Origin of the sequence: Amycolatopsis sp. 2-15, assembly GCF_030285625.1 — a bacterium.
GTDB classification, from domain to species: Bacteria; Actinomycetota; Actinomycetes; order Mycobacteriales; family Pseudonocardiaceae; genus Amycolatopsis; species Amycolatopsis carbonis.
The window spans coordinates 967524-985543 of record NZ_CP127294.1; the positions used below are offsets into that span (position 1 = coordinate 967524).

16 protein-coding genes are annotated in these 18020 nt (G+C 68.9%); 1 reads left to right on the plus strand and 15 read right to left on the minus strand.

Annotated elements, in window-relative coordinates:
- Window positions 1-4: 4 nt before the first annotated feature.
- Complete coding sequence (locus QRX50_RS04715; RefSeq protein WP_285974360.1) at window positions 5-1054, minus strand: polyprenyl synthetase family protein; 1050 nt, start codon at window positions 1052-1054, stop codon at window positions 5-7.
- A gap of 290 nt (window positions 1055-1344) precedes the next feature.
- On the opposite strand from QRX50_RS04715, the gene QRX50_RS04720 reads away from it, so the two are divergent.
- Window positions 1345-1995, plus strand: a complete 651-nt coding sequence (locus tag QRX50_RS04720) for a hypothetical protein (protein WP_285970743.1) — start codon at window positions 1345-1347, stop codon at window positions 1993-1995.
- Between the two features lie 45 nt (window positions 1996-2040).
- Here QRX50_RS04720 and QRX50_RS04725 read toward each other — a convergent pair whose 3' ends face one another.
- The 14 genes from QRX50_RS04725 to QRX50_RS04790 all read right to left on the minus strand — a co-directional run bounded on the left by QRX50_RS04725 (window position 2041) and on the right by QRX50_RS04790 (window position 18013).
- Window positions 2041-2604 (minus strand): HNH endonuclease, encoded by a 564-nt coding sequence (locus QRX50_RS04725; RefSeq protein ID WP_285970744.1) that lies wholly within the window; start codon window positions 2602-2604, stop codon window positions 2041-2043.
- A gap of 152 nt (window positions 2605-2756) precedes the next feature.
- Window positions 2757-3542, minus strand: coding sequence for an AAA family ATPase (locus QRX50_RS04730; RefSeq protein WP_285970745.1), 786 nt, complete (start codon window positions 3540-3542; stop codon window positions 2757-2759).
- Window positions 3542-3835 carry an AAA family ATPase gene (locus QRX50_RS04735; protein WP_285970746.1) on the minus strand — a complete coding sequence of 98 codons (294 nt, stop codon included), beginning with the start codon at window positions 3833-3835 and terminating at the stop codon, window positions 3542-3544. The genes QRX50_RS04730 and QRX50_RS04735 overlap by 1 nt, the downstream gene beginning before the upstream one ends.
- A 75-nt stretch (window positions 3836-3910) precedes the next feature.
- Window positions 3911-5485: an NADH-quinone oxidoreductase subunit NuoN gene (gene nuoN / locus QRX50_RS04740; RefSeq protein ID WP_434533320.1), complete on the minus strand. Its 1575-nt coding sequence runs from the start codon at window positions 5483-5485 to the stop codon at window positions 3911-3913.
- Between the two features lie 18 nt (window positions 5486-5503).
- Window positions 5504-7054, minus strand: coding sequence for an NADH-quinone oxidoreductase subunit M (locus QRX50_RS04745; protein WP_285970748.1), 1551 nt, complete (start codon window positions 7052-7054; stop codon window positions 5504-5506).
- Window position 7055: 1 nt separating this feature from the next.
- Window positions 7056-8963: an NADH-quinone oxidoreductase subunit L gene (gene nuoL / locus QRX50_RS04750; protein WP_285970749.1), complete on the minus strand. Its 1908-nt coding sequence runs from the start codon at window positions 8961-8963 to the stop codon at window positions 7056-7058.
- Window positions 8964-8973: 10 nt separating this feature from the next.
- Window positions 8974-9273: an NADH-quinone oxidoreductase subunit NuoK gene (gene nuoK / locus QRX50_RS04755; protein WP_204091781.1), complete on the minus strand. Its 300-nt coding sequence runs from the start codon at window positions 9271-9273 to the stop codon at window positions 8974-8976.
- Window positions 9270-10145: an NADH-quinone oxidoreductase subunit J gene (locus tag QRX50_RS04760; RefSeq protein WP_285970750.1), complete on the minus strand. Its 876-nt coding sequence runs from the start codon at window positions 10143-10145 to the stop codon at window positions 9270-9272. The genes nuoK and QRX50_RS04760 overlap by 4 nt, the downstream gene beginning before the upstream one ends.
- On the minus strand, window positions 10142-10684 hold the full coding sequence (nuoI, locus tag QRX50_RS04765) for an NADH-quinone oxidoreductase subunit NuoI (RefSeq protein ID WP_285970751.1): 543 nt from the start codon (window positions 10682-10684) through the stop codon (window positions 10142-10144). Before nuoI ends, QRX50_RS04760 begins: the two co-directional genes overlap by 4 nt.
- Window positions 10671-11999 carry an NADH-quinone oxidoreductase subunit NuoH gene (gene nuoH / locus QRX50_RS04770; RefSeq protein ID WP_220247329.1) on the minus strand — a complete coding sequence of 443 codons (1329 nt, stop codon included), beginning with the start codon at window positions 11997-11999 and terminating at the stop codon, window positions 10671-10673. The genes nuoI and nuoH overlap by 14 nt, the downstream gene beginning before the upstream one ends.
- 11 nt (window positions 12000-12010) lie before the next feature.
- Window positions 12011-14521: an NADH-quinone oxidoreductase subunit G gene (locus tag QRX50_RS04775; protein ID WP_285970752.1), complete on the minus strand. Its 2511-nt coding sequence runs from the start codon at window positions 14519-14521 to the stop codon at window positions 12011-12013.
- Complete coding sequence (nuoF, locus tag QRX50_RS04780) at window positions 14518-15807, minus strand: NADH-quinone oxidoreductase subunit NuoF (RefSeq protein WP_285970753.1); 1290 nt, start codon at window positions 15805-15807, stop codon at window positions 14518-14520. Before nuoF ends, QRX50_RS04775 begins: the two co-directional genes overlap by 4 nt.
- Entirely contained in the window at window positions 15807-16670 is an 864-nt protein-coding gene (gene nuoE / locus QRX50_RS04785; protein ID WP_285970754.1) for an NADH-quinone oxidoreductase subunit NuoE, read from the minus strand. Before nuoE ends, nuoF begins: the two co-directional genes overlap by 1 nt.
- Window positions 16667-18013: an NADH-quinone oxidoreductase subunit D gene (locus tag QRX50_RS04790; RefSeq protein WP_285974361.1), complete on the minus strand. Its 1347-nt coding sequence runs from the start codon at window positions 18011-18013 to the stop codon at window positions 16667-16669. The genes nuoE and QRX50_RS04790 overlap by 4 nt, the downstream gene beginning before the upstream one ends.
- Window positions 18014-18020 lie beyond the last annotated feature (7 nt).

Sequence of the window (18020 nt, forward strand, 5' to 3'; positions counted from 1 at the left end):
CCTTTTAGTGCGTCCGCGCGACGAGGTAGTCGGCGACCGACTCGCAAGCATCGCGCGCGGGGGAAGCGGGCAGCGCTGCGAGCTCGGCACGTGCTCGCGAAGCGTAGTCGGAAAGGGTGACGCGCGCGCGTTCGAGTCCAGTCGAGCGGCGCAGCAGCTCCAGGGCCTCGGCGACCACGTCGTCCTCGTCGATCGGGCCGGCCAGCAGCTCCACGAGCCGCGGGTCGGTGTCCGGGTCGGCCAGCGCGTAGAGCATGGGCAGCGTGCGCACGCCTTCGCGCAGGTCCGTGCCCTGCGCCTTGCCCAGCTCGTCGGACGGCGACGCGATGTCGATGATGTCGTCGGAGATCTGGAACGCGGTGCCGATGATGTCACCGAACCGGCGCAGCGCCTGGATGTACTCCTCCGGGGCGCCCGACATCATGCCGCCGAAGCGCCCGGACGTCGCGATCAGCGAGCCGGTCTTCTGCGCGATGACGGTGAGGTAGTGCTCCACGGGGTCGTCGCCGGGGCCGGGGCCGACCGTCTCGCGCATCTGGCCGGTCACGAGCTCGCCGAACGTCTCGGCAATGATCCGCGCCGCGTCCGTGCCGAGGTCGGCCACCAGGCGCGAAGCGTGGGCGAAGAGGAAGTCGCCGGTCAGGATCGCGACGGTGTTGTCCCAGCGCGCGTTGACGCTCTCCGCGCCGCGCCGCATGGTCGCCTCGTCCATCACGTCGTCGTGGTACAGCGTCGCCAGGTGCACCAGCTCCACCGCGGCGGCCGCGATGACCACGTGATCATCCTGGCGCGGCCCGAACTGCGCCGACAGCAGCGTGAACAGGGGACGAAAACGTTTGCCCCCCGCCTCGACCAGGTGCAACGCCGCGTCGTGCACCGCCTGCACATCGCTCTTCACGACGTCCCGCAGCATCGCCTCGACGTCCGCCAGCCCACCGGCGATCGCCCTCAGCAGCTTCTCGTCCTCGATCTGCAACCCGACGGTCGCGCGCAGGTCCTCGACAGCGCCATCCCGTGCAGCGGCGGCTCCCGCCCCCGGGGGTGGTGAAGACACAGACACGTCGGCTCCGCTCTCTCATGCGCCGGTCGGGTTATCCGACTTTCAGAGTAGTGGCTACCCCCGGTACGCCGTTTACCCGCTGTCCAGGGGAAACGGTGACGAACATGACACCGGAGGGCAACCCGGTCCCAGAAGTCAAGCCCGGGCCCCGAACGGGTTGATCCCCCGGCCCGGACGAGTGATCAACGCCCGGCAGCGCAACGGGCGAAACGGGCGCGCGGATATTCACTCAGTGGGAGTTCGCCGGCGCGGTCCGTGCGGCTTGAATGCAGGGAGGTCAGGACATGCTGAAGAACGTGAAGACGGGGCTCGTCGCGGCGGTGGTGATGGCGGGGAGCGTGGTGGCCGGCGGGGTGGCTCACGCGCAGACGCCCGCGGGGGTGGCCGACCTCGGTGAGGCGAGCTTCACCAAGGGCTCGACGACGGTCACGGTGCCGACGCTGGCGCCGTGCGCGGTTGAGGGCCCGACCAGCGCCTCGGCCGGCTCGCTCAGCAAAACCGGCCTGAGCTGGGGCGGCGGCACGTCGTCCTGCACGACGACGGTGGTCGACCCCGACAACGACACCACCAGCACCAAGTCGACGGCCACCGGCAAGAACTTCGAGCTCTCCGCCCTGGTCAGCGCCGGTGGCCCGCGTATCCGGCTCGCGAGCTACACCGTCACGTGCGACGCGGTGCAGCGGCAGACCAGCGCCAACTGGACGTTCAGCGGCCTGGCCGGCATCACCGGCCTGCCCTCGCCGGTGCCGGCGGGTTACACGAAGCCGATCACGAAGGCGGGCGGCATCGTGCTGGCCAACGCGGTGTTCAACACCCAAACGCTCCCGGGTGACGGCAGCATCAGCCTCACCATGCTGCGCATCGACTTCCTGCCCGCTTCGGGCATCACGGGTTCGGTCACCGTCGGCCGCGCGGCCTGCTCCCCCACGCCGTAATCGCAAGGTCCGTGAAGGGCGCCTTGGGCAACTCCAAGGCGTCCTTCACGGCGTTCCGGCCGACAATTCAGCCCGAAGCTCAGGATCACGCAACAGATCCAGCAGGGAAGCGTCCGTGAAGATTCGCGGGGCGCCCGGCAGCAGCGCCTGGCGGAGCATGGCGTGCAGGACGTCCGCGTGGGGCTGGTCGCGCAGGGTCCAGATGGCGCGGCGGCGGGTCTCGGCGTCGCCGTTCCACCAGTGGAACACCAGCGCCGCCACCTGGTCCACGGCAGCGGCGCGGCCGCGTTCCAGCAGTGGGCGGTTGAGGCCGCAGACCTCGATCGTCGCGCGGCCCTTGTCGGTCAGGGCGCGGTAAGTACCGATGGACAGCACCAGGAACAGGTGCTCCAGCGGGTCCTCGGCCGTCGGGTCGATCAGCAACGGCCGGCCCGCGAAATCCACCGGAAACCGGTCGCGCTTGTGGTGGCTGTTGCAGTACTCGCACGCCAGCAGGTGGTTGAGCCAGTCGAACGCGCGCCGCGGCGCCAGCGCCACCGGTTCGAAGTGGTCCACAGTGGACCCCAGGCCGTCGCCGCAGTACATGCAGTAGCCTCGGCCCGAGGCCATCGCGGCCAGGTGCGAGCGGATCGACCGGCGGGCCCCGCGGGCGGAAGTCCACAAGCGACGCGCGGTTTTGCTGTCGCCAGAAGGAATCCGCGAGGTCAGCCGTGCAAGCTCGAGAGCAACGGCCGCGGGCAGCGCCACCCGGCGCAGCGCGATCACCTTTCGTCGAAGTGGCGCGTGACGTCGTCGACGCGGCTGGGCGGTGAGCTGCTCAAGCGGTCGCGCAGCTGTTCCCACTCGCGCACGCCGTTGGCGTCCGCCTGGCCCGTCGCCACGAGCAGCTCCAGCTCGGCCAGGTGCTCACGCAGCTCCACGGCCCGCGGCGAGTACGGGCTGTCGAGCCCGAACAGGTCCGACAGCACGGCGTCGTCGCCGCTGCCGTAGACCACGCGCTGGTACAGCTCGTCCGACACCACCCGCGGCGGCTCCTGCTCGTCCGGCCCCGGCAGGCGGATCAAGCCACCGGGATCGGCGGCCTGGCAGACGTACGGGCTGTGCGTGCTCACCACGAACTGGATCCCCGGGAAATGCGCCTTCAACCACGGCCCGATGCGCTTCTGCCACGACACGTGCAGGTGCGCGTCGACCTCGTCGATCAGCACCACGCCCGACGCGTCCACCCCGAGCCCGGCGTCGGCGAGCTGACGCACCAGGTCGACGACCAAGGCCGTGACCGTCCGGTAGCCGTCGCTCATCTCGCGCAGCGGGAACCGGTCGCCGCGGTAGGAGACCCACAGGCCGTCGGAATCGACGTCGCGCACGCGGTAGCCGTCGGGCAGCAGACCGTCGCCCAGCAACGTCAGCACGGACTCCTTCAGCTCCCGCGCACCCGCCTTGCCCTCCAACGCGCGCAGGTGCTGGTTGATCAGCCATGCCACGCCTTCGGCCAGCGAAGCGTCTTCGCTGAACAGGCTCGCCACGCGCGCGAACTCGCCGCGCATCAGCGACTGCGCCTCGGGCGCGCCCCGGCCAGCCGCCGGAACGGCCCGTAGCCGGCGCAGAACGCGGGCCTCTCGCCCACCACCTCGACGTCGATGGAGCTGCCCTCGGCGACCAGGCTCTCGGCGAACGGCGGCTGCACGAGGGCCTGCGCCAGCGCCCGCAGGAAGGTCGTCTTGCCCGACCCGTTGCGGCCGGCCAGCACGGTCCAGCCCGGCCCCGGCAGCTTCAGGTCCACCGTGCGGGCACCACGGAACCCCAGGACGTCCGTGATCCGCACCCGCTCGATGTGCATGGCCTGAGCTTATCGGCCCGGACAAGCAGAAGGCCGCCACGGAAAGATCCCGTGGCGGCCTTCGAAAAGGAACCCTTACGACGCGAACCCACCCGAGCTCGCCCAGCTCAGCGCGAACGAGGGAACCAGGCCGAGCACCAGCGTCACCACCACGCCGAGCGTGATGGCCGCCGTGGTGAAGCCGCCCGGGATGGCGACGGTCGGGCCGTCGGCCGCCGGCTCGGAGAAGTACATCAGCACGATCACCCGCAGGTAGAAGAACGCGGCCACCGCGCTGAACACCAGCGCGATCACCACCAGCGGGGCCATGCCGTCGGACAGGGCCGCGGAGAACACCACGAACTTGCCCACGAACCCACTGGTCAACGGGATACCGGCCAACGCCAGCAGCAGGAACGTGAACACCCCGGCCAGCACCGGCGAGCGTTTCGCCAGCCCCGCCCAGGCGGACAGGTGCGTGGCCTCACCGCTGGCGTCGCGGACCAGGCTGATCACGCCGAACGCGGCGAGCGTGGTGAAGCCGTAGGCGAGCAGATAGAACAGCGTGCTCGACAGGCCATCCTCGGTCATCGCGATCGCGCCGACGAGCAGGAAGCCCGCGTGGGCAATCGAGGAGTACGCGATCATGCGCTTCACGTCGGTCTGCGTGAGGCCGAGGATCGCGCCGATCACCATCGAGATGATCGCCACGGCCCACAGCACCCCGCGCCACTCCCAGCTCGTGGAAGAGAACGCGACCGACAGCACGCGCAGGATGGCGCCGAACGCGGCGACCTTCGTGCACGCCGCCATGAAGGCCGTGACCGGGGTCGGCGCGCCCTGGTAGACGTCCGGCGTCCAGGTGTGGAACGGGCCGACCGAGCCCTTGAACAGCAGCCCCACCACGAGCAGGCCGAGGCCCGCGAACAGCAGCGTGTCGGAGCGGTCCGAGCCGGCCGCCGCGTTGGCGATGTCAGCGAGCTTCACGGAGTTCGCGTAGCCGTAGAGCAGCGCGAGGCCGTAGAGGAAAAACGCCGAGGAGAACGCACCGAGCAGGAAGTACTTGACCGCCGACTCCTGCGAGATGAGCCGGCGCCGCCGCGCCAGGCCGCACATGAGGTACAGCGGGAGGCTCAGCACCTCGAGCGCGATGAACATCGTCAGCAGATCGTTGGCCGCGGTGAAGGCCATCATGCCGCCGAGCGCGAAGAGCGTGAGCGGGAAGACCTCGGTCTGCGACGTCACCGTCCCGACCGCCTGCGCCCGGTCCTGCACGGTGCCGGGGCTGATCGCGGCCTGCGCCACGAACGCGCCGCCGGGCTCCACCTTGCGATCGGCGATGAGGAACACCGCGCCGAGGCCCAGCAGGAGCAGCGTGCCCCACAGGAACAGCGACGGGCGGTCCACCGAGATCGCGCCGGCGAACGTGGTCACGCCCGCCTTCGGTGCCGTCCGGGTGGCGTACATGATCAGCGAGACTCCGGACGCGAGGATCGCGATCACGGTCACGAAGACCTGCGCGTACCAGCGGGAGGCCTTCGGCGCGAACGCCTCCACCAGCACGCTGACACACGCCACACCGAAGATGATCAGCAACGGCAGCACGGCCGCGTAGTCGACCGAAGGTGTCGCCACCTGGGTCAACGGAGCCTGGGAGAGACCAGGCTCAATGAGACTGTCGAGCACGGTTTACTTGCCTCCCTGCACGGCAGACAGCGTCGCCTGCACCGACGGGGTGATCGTGTCGAGCACCGGCTTGGGGTAGAAACCCAGTCCGATGATCAGGATGACCATCGGGGCCAGGATCGCGATCTCCCGCCCGCCGAGGTCCTTGATGGCCTTCTTGGCCCCGAGCTCCGGCGCCATCGCCGTGCCCGGGCCACCGCCCACGCCGATGAGCGCGTCACCGCGCACCGGGCCCTGCATGATCCGCTGGTAGAGCCACAGCACGTAGGCCGCGGCGAGCACCATGCCGACCGTCGCGATGATCGTGTACACCGGCTGGTCCACATAGGACCCGATGAGCACCAGGAACTCGCTCACGAACGAGTTGGTGCCCGGCAGCGACAGCGCGGACAGACCGGCGATCAGCAGCATCCCGCCGAGCAGCGGGGTCACCTTCGCCATGCCGCCGTAGTCGGAGATCCGGGTGGACCCGCCGCGCATCACGATCAGGCCGATGACCACGATCAGCATCCCGGTCGAGAGGCTGTGGTTCAGCATGTACGACACCGAGCCGATCATCGCCTGCTCGTTGAAGGCGAAGATGCCCAGCGAGATGAACCCGAAGTGGGCGATCGAGACGTAGGCAATGAACCGCTTCATGTCGCTCTGCCCGGCCGCGAGGATCGACCCGTAGATCACGCCGATCACCGAGAGCACCAGCACCAGTGGTGCCAGCGCCTTGCTCGCCTCGGGGAACATCGGCAGGCAGTAGCGCAGGAAGCCGAACGTGCCGACCTTGTCCAGCACACCCACCAGCAGCACCGCGACGCCGATCGGGGCCTGGCTCGCGGCGTCCGGTAGCCAGGTGTGGAACGGCACCAGTGGCGCCTTGATCGCGAACGCGAGGAAGAAGCCGAGGAACAGCCAGATCTGCGTGCCCGTCGGCGCGTCGCGCACGACCGTGACCAGCGTGGCCCAGTCGAACGTGCCGTGGCCCAGCTTGTCCGACGCCAGCGAGTACGCGCCGATCGCCGAGGCCAGCATGATCAGGCCGCCGAGGAACGAGTAGAGGAAGAACTTCACGGCCGCGTACTGCCGGTTCGCGCCGCCGTAGCCGCCGATCAGGAAGTACATCGGGATCAGCATGATCTCGAACAGCACGTAGAAGAGGAACACATCGGTCGCCGCGAAGACGCCGATCGTGATCGCCTCCTGCAGCAGGATCAGCGACAGGAACCCGCCGGCGCTGCGGCCGGCCGGGAGCTTGTCGGTGAGCCCGAGCGCGCCCACGACGATCGGCACGAGCAGGGCGATCACCGCGATCATGATCAGCGAGATGCCGTCGGTGCCGAACGAGATGTGGATGCCGAAGGTGGGGATCCAGTCCATCGTGGTGGCCTGCTGGATCCGGTCTCCCGAGGGCGAGTAGCTCGCCCAGAACGGGATGATCAGCAGGAACTCCACAATGGACACGACGAGCGCGGTCGCGATCGCGGCCCGGTCGTTCCCCTTGAGGAACGCCAGCACCAGCGAGCCGACCAGCGGCAGCAGGATGAGCGCCAGGAGCCAAGTCATGTCAGGAGAACCTCACCAGCAGAAGGGCCGCCAGAAGCAGGAACGTGCCGCCGAGCATGGACAGCGCGTACGACCGGACGAAACCGGTCTGCAGGCGCCTGAGCCGGCCGGACCCGCCGCCGAGGGCCGCGGCGAGGCCGTTGACCGCCCCGTCGACCCCGCGGTTGTCGACGTACACCAGCGCCCGCGCGAGCCAGGTGCCCGGGCGGGCGACCAGCGTCTCGTTGAGCGCGTTGCCGTACAGGTCGTTGCGAGCCGCCCGGACGACCCAGGAGACGCGCTGCGGGCGCTCGACCGGGATGTCCCGGCCGGGCCGGAAGATCCAGACCGCGAGCAGCGCGCCGATCAGGGCGAGCGCGAGGGTCAGCCACGGGATCGCGGCGGCGGAGATCGGGGCGTGCTCGGCTTCGTGGTACGCGCCGACGGTCGGGGCCAGCCAGTTTTCGAACCGGTCGCCGATCGCGAAGAACGCACCGGAGCCCACCGACCCGATCGCCAGGATCGCCATGGGGATCCACATGATCGGCTTGGACTCGTGCGGGTGGAAGTCGCGCCCGTCGGTGCTCTTGATCTCCTTCCAGCGCGACTTGCCGAAGAAGGTCATCATCATCAGGCGCGTCATGTAGAACGCGGTGAGCCCGGCGCCGATGATGCCGGCGAGACCGAACACCCAGCCGCGCCAGCCCTCCTGGCCGAACGCCGCCTCGATGATCGCGTCCTTCGTGTAGTAGCCCGCGAGGAACGGGAAGCCGATCAGCGCGAGGTAACCGAGGCCGAAGGTGACGAACGTGATCGGCATCTTCTTGGCCAGGCCGCCGAACTTGCGCATGTCGACCTCGTCGTTCATGCCGTGCATGACCGACCCGGCCCCGAGGAAGAGCCCGGCCTTGAAGAAGCCGTGGGCCACGAGGTGCATGATGCCCAGCGCGTAGATGCCCGGGCCGAGGCCGACCGCCAGCATCATGTAGCCGATCTGGCTGACGGTGGAGTACGCGAGCACCTTCTTGATGTCGTCGTAAGCGCAACCGACGATGCACCCGATCAGCAGCGTGACCGCGCCGACGAGCGTGACGACCAGCCGGCCGTCCGGCGTCGCGGAGAAGATCACGTTGGAGCGAGCGACCAGGTAGACGCCCGCGGTGACCATGGTTGCCGCGTGGATGAGGGCCGAGACCGGGGTCGGGCCCTCCATCGCGTCGGGCAGCCAGGCCTGCAGCGGGAACTGGCCCGACTTACCGCAAGCGCCCAGCAGCAGCAGGATCGCGATCGCGGTGATCGCGCCCGGCGGGATCTGGCCGTTGGTCAGGCCCTCGAAGACCTGGGTGTACCCGGTCGAGCCGGTGTACTTGAACATCAGGAAGATCGCCAGCGCGAGCCCGACGTCACCGACGCGGTTCATCAGGAACGCCTTCTTCGCGGCCGTGGCCGCGGACGGGCGGTTCTGGTACCAGCCGATGAGCAGGTACGACGCGAGACCCACGCCTTCCCAGCCGAGGTACAGCGTCACGAAGCTGTTGCCCAGCACCAGGATCAGCATCGAGGCGACGAACAAGTTCAGGTACGCAAAGAATCGATACCGGCCCTCGTCGTCGGCCATGTAGCCGATCGAGTAGAAGTGGATCAGCATGCCGACGCCGGTGATCAGCAGGACGAACGTCAGCGACAGCGCGTCGATGCGCAGCCCGAAGTCCACCTGGAGCTGACCCGCCGGGATCCACGAGTACAGGTTGACGTTCTCGGTCGCGTTGCCCGCCGTCGAGAAGAACAGGATCACTGCGTAGACAAACGCCAGGGCGACGGTGGCGGTGCCGAGCAGGTGCCCCCAGGCCTTCGCCCGTTTCCCGGCGAGCAGGAGGATCAGGGCTCCGAGGGCCGGAAGGGCCACCAGCAGCCACGATGATGCGGTCACACTAGCCCTCTCAGTACTTCAGCAGGTTGGTGTCGTCGACCGAGGCCGAGCGCCGGGTGCGGAAGATCGACATGATGATCGCCAGGCCGACCACGACTTCGGCGGCGGCCACGACCATCACGAAGAACGCCATCACCTGGCCGTCGAGCCCGCCGTTGATGCGGGCGAACGTGACCAGGGTCAGGTTCACCGCGTTCAGCATCAGTTCGATGCACATGAACACGACGATCGCGTTGCGGCGGACCAGGACGCCCACGGCGCCGATGGAAAACAGCAACGCCGACAGCAGCAGGTAGTAGCTCGGGGTCACTTTCCTTCCCCTTCTTCGTCGGTGCCCGCGGCAACGCTGTCGCCACCGACCAGCGCGTGGGCGTCGGGCTTGGGGCCCTCGTCGGCGATGAGCTTGCGCTCGCGCATGAGCTGCAGTGCCGAGGTGGACTCGATGATCGCCGAGAGCGACTCCGGCGCGATCGAGCCGTCGGGCAGCAGGGCCGGCACGGCCACGGAGTTGGCGGTGGCGAACACACCCGGGCCGGGCAGCGGCGACGGGCGGTCGTGCTCGCCGCGGAAGCGCAGCTTCACGAGCTCGCGCTGCGGGAGCTTGCCGCCCTTCTTGTGGCGGTCGGTGAACGCCAGCACCATCGCGCCGAGCGCGGCGGTGATGAGCAGCGCCGACGTGAGCTCGAACGGGAAGAGGTACTGCGTGAAGATGATCCGCCCGAGGCCGCCCGCGCCACCGCCGTTGGCGGCGTACGGATCCAGCGCCGGGGCCGGGGTCACGTTCGCCACCGAGCGGAACACACCGGCGGCGATCAGCGCGGCGAGCCCGATGCCGAGGACCGTGGCCATGAACCGCTGTCCGCGAAGGACCTCCACCACGGAGTCGGAGCTCTCGCGGCCGACCAGCATCAGCACGAACAGGAACAACATCATGATCGCGCCGGTGTAGACGATGATCTGCGTGAACCCGAGGAACGGCGCCGACTGCGTCATGTACAGCGCGCCCAGGCTCAGCATCGTGAGCACCAGCCACAGCGCCGAGTGCACGGCGTTGCGCGAGAAGATCATCCCGAGCGCGCCGAGCAGCGAGAGCGGGCCGAGGATCCAGAACGCGATCGCCTCGCCCACCGACACCGAAGTCGAAGCGGGGGGCGGCGCCTGCGCCAGAAGGGCCGTGATCATTGCTTGGCCTCCTGCTGCTGCGCCTTGGCCAGTTCGGGACCGTTGACGTAGTAGTCCTGCTCGTTGTCGCCGAGGCGCATCGGGTGCGGCGGCTGCTCCATGCCGGGCAGCAGCGGGGCGAGCAGGTCTTCCTTGGTGTAGATGAGCCGCTGGCGGTCGTCGTCGGCGAGCTCGTAGAAGTTGATCATCGTCAGGGACCGCGTGGGGCAGGCCTCGATGCACAACCCGCAGCCGATGCAGCGCAGGTAGTTGATCTGGTAGTCCGCGCCGTACCGCTCACCCGGGGAGAAGCGCTCCTCCTCGGTGTTGTTGCCGCCCTCGACGAAGATCGCGTCGGCCGGGCAGGCCCAGGCGCACAGCTCGCAGCCGACGCACTTCTCGAGCCCGTCCGGGTGGCGGTTGAGCTGGTGGCGGCCGTGGTACCGCGGCGCGGCCGGGGCACCGGCCTCCGGGTACTCCTCGGTGGCGACCTTCTTGAACATCATCGCGAAGGTGACGCCGAAACCCTTGATGGGATTCAGGAAGTCAGTTGCCGCCATCTTCTGCCCCTTCCTGTGCTGCGGTGCCGACGGCCGCCGGCTTGCGCCGGGCCGCCCTCGCCTCCGCCTTGGCCAGCGCCTTCTGGCGCGGAGTGCTCTCGGGGACCTTCAGGTCCAGCGGGGGCACGGGGAACCCGCCACCCGTGAGGTCGACGTAGTCGCCTTCCGGCAGCTTCTTGTTCGGCACCGCCAGGCTGATCAGCACGAGCACCACCAGCACGATGCCGACGCCGACGAGGATCTGCGGCCAGCTCCACTGGATGGTCTTGATCGCGACGACCACGAGGATCCAGACCAGGTTGATCGGCACCAGGACCTTCCAGCCCAGGCGCATGAACTGGTCGTAACGCAGCCGCGGCAGCGTGCCGCGCAGCCAGATGAAGCAGAACAGCAGCACGAACAGCTTCGCGAAGAACCAGAGCATCGGCCACCAGTTCTGGTTCAGCGGCGAATCGTCGCCGACGAACGGGAACCGCCAGCCGCCGAGGAACAGCGTGGTGCAGAACGCCGAGACGATCACCATGTTCACGTACTCGGCGAGGAAGAACATCGCGAACTTCATCGAGCTGTACTCGGTGTGGAAACCGCCGACCAGTTCCGACTCGGCCTCGGGGAGGTCGAACGGCGCGCGGTTCGTCTCACCGACCATCGAGATCAGATAGATCACGAAGCTCGGGATCAGCATGTAGAAGTACCAGCCGTGGGCCTGCTGCGCCACGATCTCCGACGTCTGCAGCGAACCGGAGTAGAGGATCACCGCGACGATCGAGAGGCCCATCGCGATCTCGTAGGAGATCACCTGGGCCGCCGAGCGCAGACCGCCGAGCAGCGGGTACGGCGAGCCCGAGGACCAGCCGGCGAGCACGATGCCGTACACGCCGATCGACGAGCACGCGAGGATCACCAGCACGCCCACCGGCAGGTCCATCAGCTGCAACGTGGTCGTCTGGCCGAAGATCGACACCACCGGGCCGAACGGAATGGCCGACAGGGCGATCAGTGCGGGAACGGCGGCGAGCACCGGCGCGAGGAAGTACACCTTGCGGTCGGCGGTGTCCGGGATGATCTGCTCCTTGAACGGGAGCTTGATCGCGTCGGCCAGCGACTGCAGATATCCATTGGGACCGACCCGGTTCGGGCCGGGGCGGTTCTGCATCCGGCCGACCGCCTTGCGCTCCCACACGATCAGGAAGATCGTGAGGATCGGGCCGATCAGCAGGATGATGACCGCCTTGAACAGGACCAGCCACCACGGGTCGTCCGCGAGCAGGCGGGCCCGCTCGGCGGCATCCGGCATCTGCGCCAGGAACGGCATGAGCTGCGGGCTCACTGTTCACCTCCGGAGATCTGCACCAGCGCGCCGTGGCCCGCGGCCAGTGCGGCGCGGACGGCGGAGCCGTCGGAGTTGCCCGGGAGCCACACGACCCCGTCGGGCAGGTCGGCGACCTCGACGGGCAGCGTGATCGAGCCGCGCTCGGTGGACACGCGAACCGCGGCGCCGAGGCCTTCGGCGGTCTTCGCCGAGAGCCGGGCCACGGGCTTGCGCTGCGTGCCCTTGAGGTGCGGTTCGTCGTCCTGCAGCGAGCCGTTGTCGATCAGCTGCCGCCAGGTGGAAAGCACGGCCTGGCCCTCCCCCGGCACCGGCACCGACCGCCCCAATGTGGCGTTGGTTGCGTTGAGCGCACCCAATGTGGCGTTCGGTGCGCTCAACGCACCGAACGCCACATTGGGGTGCGTGCCGAGCTTGGCGAAGTCACCGGCCGCGGCGGCGGGGGTCTGCGTGAACAGGTCCACGTCCATCTCGACGGCGAGAGTGTCGAGCACCCGGCCGTCGCCGAGTGCGCCGGTACCTTCGACCGTGATGTCGAAGTCGCGGCGGCGGCCCTCCCAGTTGAGGTAGCTGCCCGCTTTCTCGACCGACGGCGCGATCGGGAGGACCACGTCGGCCCGTTCGGTGACCTCGCTCGTCCGCAGCTCCAGGCTCACCACGAAGCCCGCGTTGTCGAGCGCGCGGCGGGCCAGATCCGGGTCGGGCAGGTCGTTGGGGTCGAGGCCGCCGACGACCAAGCCATCGAGGTCGCCACCGGAAGCGGCTTCCAGGATGCCCGTGGTGTCACGGCCCTCTTCGGCGGGAAGCATGGTGCCCCAATGCTTTTCGACCTCGGCGCGAGCGTCGGCGTCGGTCACGTTGTAGCCACCCGGCAGCAGCGTCGGCACGCAGCCGGCGGCCAGCGCGCCCCGCTCACCCGCGCGACGCGGGATCCACGCGAGCCGGGCTCCCGTGCGGCGGACCAGCTCACTCAGCGAGTCGAACAGGCCCGGGATCTCGGCAGCACGTTCACCGACCAGAACCACGGCGCCCTCGGCACTCAGCGCGGAGTCGAGGTCCGGCGCGTGCTGCGTGATGCCGTCGACCGCGGCGGCTTCGCCACCCGGCACGCAGGCCAGCAGCTCACCGAAGGTCTTGCGCACCGACGAGGTGGTCCACTGTCCCAAGTGGACGACGCGGGTGCGGTTCTTGCGGGCCGCCTTGCGCAGCCGCAGGAACACGATCGGCGCCTCGTCCTCCGGTTCGAAGGCCACGCACAGGACCGTGCGGGCCCGCTCGATCTCACCGAAGGTCACGCCGGTCTCCGGCGTGGTGGCCAGCACGTTCGACGTGAGGAACGCCAGCTCCTCGGCCGAGTGCGCGCGGGCGCGGAAGTCGATGTCGTTGGTGCGCAAGGCAAGGCGCGCGAACTTCGAGTACGCGTAGGCGTCCTCGACGGTCAGCCGGCCGCCGGTGAGCACCCCGACGCCCTTGCCGTCCCGGGCCTTGGTGAGACCCTCGGCCGCGGCACGCAGCGCGTCGGTCCAGGAGGACTCCTCCAGCACGCCGACCTCGTTGCGGACCAGCGGGCGGCGGATGCGGTCGTCGGCCTGCACGTAGCGGAACCCGAACCGGCCCTTGTCGCAGAGCCACTCTTCGTTGACCTCGGGGTCGTCGCCGGCGAGCTTGCGCTGCACCTTGCCACGGCGGAAGTCGGTGCGCTCCGCGCAGCCCGAGGAGCAGTGCTCGCACACACCCGGCGCGGACACCAGGTCGAACGGCCGCGACCGGAACCGGTACGCGGCACTCGTGAGCGCGCCGACCGGGCAGATCTGGATGACGTTGCCGGAGAAGTACGACTGGAACGGCTGGCCCGACGTGGTGCGCGAGGCCAGGTCCAGTACGTCGGCCGTCTCGGCGGTGCCGATCTGCTGGTGGGCGCCGCGTTCGAGGAGCTCGATGAACGGGTCGCCCGCCACCTGCGCGGAGAAGCGCGTGCAGCGCTGGCAGAGGACGCAGCGCTCGCGGTCCAGCAGCACCTGCGTGGAGATCGGCAGCGGCTTCGGGAACGTGCGCTTGGTGTCCACGAACCGCGACTCCGTGCGGCCGTGCGCCAGCGCCTGGTTCTGCAGCGGGCACTCACCGCCCTTGTCGCAGATCGGGCAGTCGAGCGGGTGATTGATGAGCAGCAGCTCCATCACGCCCTGCTGCGCCTTGTCGGCGACGGGCGAGGTGAGCTGCGTCTTCACGACCATGCCGTCGGCGACCGTCATCGTGCAGGAGGCCTGCGGCTTCGGCATCGGCCGGCCGCCCATCTCCACCTCGACGAGGCACTGGCGGCAGGCGCCGGCCGGGTCGAGCAGCGGGTGGTCGCAGAAGCGCGGGATGACCGTGCCGAGCCGCTCGGCAGTGCGGATCAGCAGCTCACCCTTGGGCGCGATGACCTCTTCACCGTCGATGGTCAACTTCACGTGACCCTCAGGGACGGGAGTCTCCTGCGTGGCCGGCTTGTCGGGGGCGATCGTCATGCCTGAGCTCCCACCAATTCGGGCTGGGCGGCCTTGTTCTTCTCGCACAGGTCCAGGAACTCCTGGCGGAAGTACTTGATCCCGCTCTGGATCGGCGACACCGCGCCGTCACCCAGGGCGCAGAACGAGCGGCCGAGGATGTTGTCGCAGACGTCCAGCAGCGTGTCGATGTCCTCGGCGGTGCCGTGGCCCTCGACCATGCGCTCCAGGATCTGCGCGAGCCAGTACGTGCCTTCGCGGCACGGCGTGCACTTGCCGCAGGACTCGTGCTCGTAGAACTCGGTCCACTTCATCACGGCCCACGGCACGGACACGGTCTCGTTGAAAACCTGCACCGCGGTGGTGCCGAGCATCGAGCCGGCCTCGGCCGCACCCTCGAAGTCGAGCGGCACGTCGAGGTGCTCGGCCGTGAACATCGGCGTGGACGAGCCACCCGGCGTCCAGAACTTCAGCGGGATGCCGTCCTTCATGCCGCCGGCGAGCTCCAGCAGCTCGCGCAGCGTGGTGCCGAGCGGGCACTCGTACTGGCCGGGCTTCTCGACGTGGCCGGAGATCGAGTAGATCTTCGGGCCGGGCGACTTCTCGCGGCCCATCTCGCGGAACCAGTCGGAACCCGCGTTGATGATGAACGGCGCGCTCGCGATGGTCTCGACGTTGTTCACCGTGGTCGGCGCGGCGTAGAGGCCGGCGGCCGCGGGGAACGGCGGCTTGAGGCGGGGCTGGCCGCGGCGGCCTTCGAGCGAGTCGAGCAGCGCGGTCTCTTCGCCGCAGATGTACGCGCCGGCGCCGGCGTGCACGGTCAGCTCGAGGTCGAAACCGGTGCCGAAGATGTTCTTGCCGAGGTAGCCCTTGGCGTACGCCTCGCGCGCGGCCGCGTTGAGCCGGCGGATGCAGTGCAGGGCCTCACCGCGCACGTAGATGAAGCAGTGGTTCGACCGCATCGCGTACGAGGCGATGATGCAGCCCTCGATGAGCGAGTGCGGGTCGGCCATCATCAGCGGGATGTCCTTGCATGTGCCCGGCTCGCCCTCGTCGGCGTTGATCACCAGGTAGTGCGGCTTGTCGAAGTTCGGCGGCATGAACGACCACTTCACGCCGGCCGGGAACCCCGCGCCGCCGCGGCCGCGCAGGCCGGAGTCCTTGACGACCTGCACCAGCTGCTCGGGCGTGCCCGCGAGCGCCTTGCGCGCGGCGGTGTAGCCCTCGAGCTGCTCGTAGGTTTCGATGCGCCAGGAGTTCGGCGACAGCCAGCGCTTCGTGAGGACCGGAGTAATGGGATCGGGCATTACTTCTTCTCCAACTCAGGCAGCGGAACATCCTGCGTCGCGGGCGCCGTCCAGCCGCGGTCGGCCGCGATCTGGGCGCCGCGCAGGGTTTCGACGGCCTGCGACGGCCCGTCGACGTCCCCGCGATAGGTGAGCTCGTCCTCCGGGAAGAACCCGGCCAGCTGCAGCTCCGCGCCCTTGAAGTTCGTCAGCGGCGCGCCGCGAGTGGGGGCCGGCTTCTTGCCCGCCTGCAGCGCGTCGACCAGCGCCACCGCCTTCTCCGGCGTCTGGTTGTCGAAGTACTCGTAGTTGACCTGGATGACCGGCGCGAGGTCGCAGGCCGCGAGGCACTCGGCGTGCTCCAGCGTGATCGAGCCCGGCTCGTTCGGCGTGCCCGCCGTCTCCTCCTGGCCCAGCGGCGCGTCCTCGGAACCGAGATGCGTCTGGAGCTTCTTGTAGATGGCCTCGCCGCCCATCGCCGCGCACAGCGTGTTGGTGCAGACGCTCACCAGGTGCTCACCGCAGGGGCGGCGCTTGTACATGGTGTAGAACGTCGCGACCGCGCTGACCTCGGCGTCGGAGAGGTCGAGGTGCCTGGCGCAGAAGGAAATTCCCTCCTGGCTCACGTACCCCTGCACCGACTGCACGAGGTGCAGCATCGGCAGCAGCGCCGAGCGCGCCACCGGGTAGCGGGCGATGATCTCCTTCGCCCGCGTGTGCGTGTCCTCTTCGAACGGGTCCACCGGCGGGTTGTCGGCCAGGATGCCCTCGGCCGCGGCCGGGTCGGGCGCGATGCCGACCACGTCGGTGTCGGGGCCTGCCGCCATGTGCGTCGTCTTCGCGCCGTGCGGCCCCGGCTCCGGAACTGCCGTCGAGTACGTCATCGGTCCACTCCCCCCATCACCGGGTCGATCGACGCGACCGCGGCGATCACGTCGGCCACCAGCCCGCCCTCGGCCATCGCGGGCATCGACTGCAGGTTCACGAAACTCGGTTCCCGCACGTGCACGCGCAGCGGCCGGGTGCCACCGTCGGACACCAGGTGCGCCCCGAGCTCACCGCGCGGCGACTCGACCGGCGAGTACACCTGACCCGCCGGCACGTGGAAGCCCTCGGTGACGAGCTTGAAGTGGTGGATCAGCGATTCCATCGACTGGCCCATGATCTTCTTGACGTGCTCGAGCGAGTTGCCCATGCCGTCGCTGCCGATCGAGAGCTGCGCGGGCCACGCGACCTTCTTGTCCTCCACCATGACCGGGCCCGGCTCGAGCATCTTCAGAACCTGCTTGATGATGCGCAGGCTCTGGTGCATCTCCTCGACGCGGATGAGGTAGCGCGCCCAGCAGTCGGCGTCGGTCGACGTGGGGACGTCGAACTCGATCTCGTCGTAGCGCGAGTAGGGCTCGGTCTTGCGCAGGTCCCACGGCAGGCCGGCCGAACGCAGGATCGGGCCGGTGACGCCGAGCGCGAGGCACGCGTCGACCGGCAGGACACCCACACCCTTGAGCCGGTTGCGCCAGATCGGCTGACCGGTGAAGAGCTTGTCGTACAAGGGAAGACGGCTGTCCATCACCTTGCAGAACGCGGTGACCTTCTCCTCGAAGTCGGCCGGCATGTCCTGCGCGAGACCGCCGGGGCGGATGAACGCGTGGTTCATGCGCAGGCCGGTCAGGTGCTCCAGCAGGTGCAGCACCTCTTCGCGCTCGCGGAAGCCGAGCGTCATCGCCGTGGTGGCGCCGAGCTCCATGCCGCCGGTGGCGATGTAGACCAGGTGCGAGCCGATGCGGTTGATCTCCAGCAGCATCACACGCAGCAGCTCCGCGCGCGGCGGGGCTTTGATGCCCAGCAGCTTCTCCACGCCGAGGCAGTAGGTCATCTCCGTGGACAGCGGCGCGAGGTAGTCCATGCGCGTCACGAACGTGACGCCCTGGGTCCAGGTGCGGTATTCGCAGTTCTTCTCGATGCCGGTGTGGAGGTAGCCGATGACCGACCGCAGCTGCGTGACGGTCTCGCCTTCCATCTCCAGCACGAGCCGGAGCACGCCGTGGGTCGACGGGTGCTGCGGGCCCATGTTGATGACCATGCGTTCGTCGTGCTGCGCGTCGGAGACGACGTCGTCCCAGTCGCCGCCGGAGACCGTGTAGACGCGGCCTTCGGTGGTGTCGCGTGAATCGGCGTAACCGAAGGCTTCTTCGTCGGCTTCGGGAGCGGTGTTGATCTCGGACATGTTCTCG

Excerpts from the sequence above, each read along its gene's own strand:
- QRX50_RS04745 (WP_285970748.1), bottom strand. The coding sequence starts at position 7,054 with ATGACTTGGCTCCTGGCGCTCATCCTGCTGCCGCTGGTCGGCTCGCTG.
- QRX50_RS04720 (WP_285970743.1), top strand. The coding sequence starts at position 1,345 with ATGCTGAAGAACGTGAAGACGGGGCTCGTCGCGGCGGTGGTGATGGCG.
- QRX50_RS04735 (WP_285970746.1), bottom strand. The coding sequence starts at position 3,835 with ATGCACATCGAGCGGGTGCGGATCACGGACGTCCTGGGGTTCCGTGGT.
- QRX50_RS04760 (WP_285970750.1), bottom strand. The coding sequence starts at position 10,145 with ATGATCACGGCCCTTCTGGCGCAGGCGCCGCCCCCCGCTTCGACTTCG.
- nuoE (WP_285970754.1), bottom strand. The coding sequence starts at position 16,670 with ATGACGTACTCGACGGCAGTTCCGGAGCCGGGGCCGCACGGCGCGAAG.
- QRX50_RS04730 (WP_285970745.1), bottom strand. The coding sequence starts at position 3,542 with ATGCGCGGCGAGTTCGCGCGCGTGGCGAGCCTGTTCAGCGAAGACGCT.
- QRX50_RS04790 (WP_285974361.1), bottom strand. The coding sequence starts at position 18,013 with ATGTCCGAGATCAACACCGCTCCCGAAGCCGACGAAGAAGCCTTCGGT.
- nuoI (WP_285970751.1), bottom strand. The coding sequence starts at position 10,684 with ATGGCGGCAACTGACTTCCTGAATCCCATCAAGGGTTTCGGCGTCACC.
- QRX50_RS04775 (WP_285970752.1), bottom strand. The coding sequence starts at position 14,521 with ATGACGATCGCCCCCGACAAGCCGGCCACGCAGGAGACTCCCGTCCCT.
- nuoF (WP_285970753.1), bottom strand. The coding sequence starts at position 15,807 with ATGCCCGATCCCATTACTCCGGTCCTCACGAAGCGCTGGCTGTCGCCG.
- QRX50_RS04725 (WP_285970744.1), bottom strand. The coding sequence starts at position 2,604 with ATGGCCTCGGGCCGAGGCTACTGCATGTACTGCGGCGACGGCCTGGGG.
- nuoH (WP_220247329.1), bottom strand. The coding sequence starts at position 11,999 with ATGCCGTTCCTGGCGCAGATGCCGGATGCCGCCGAGCGGGCCCGCCTG.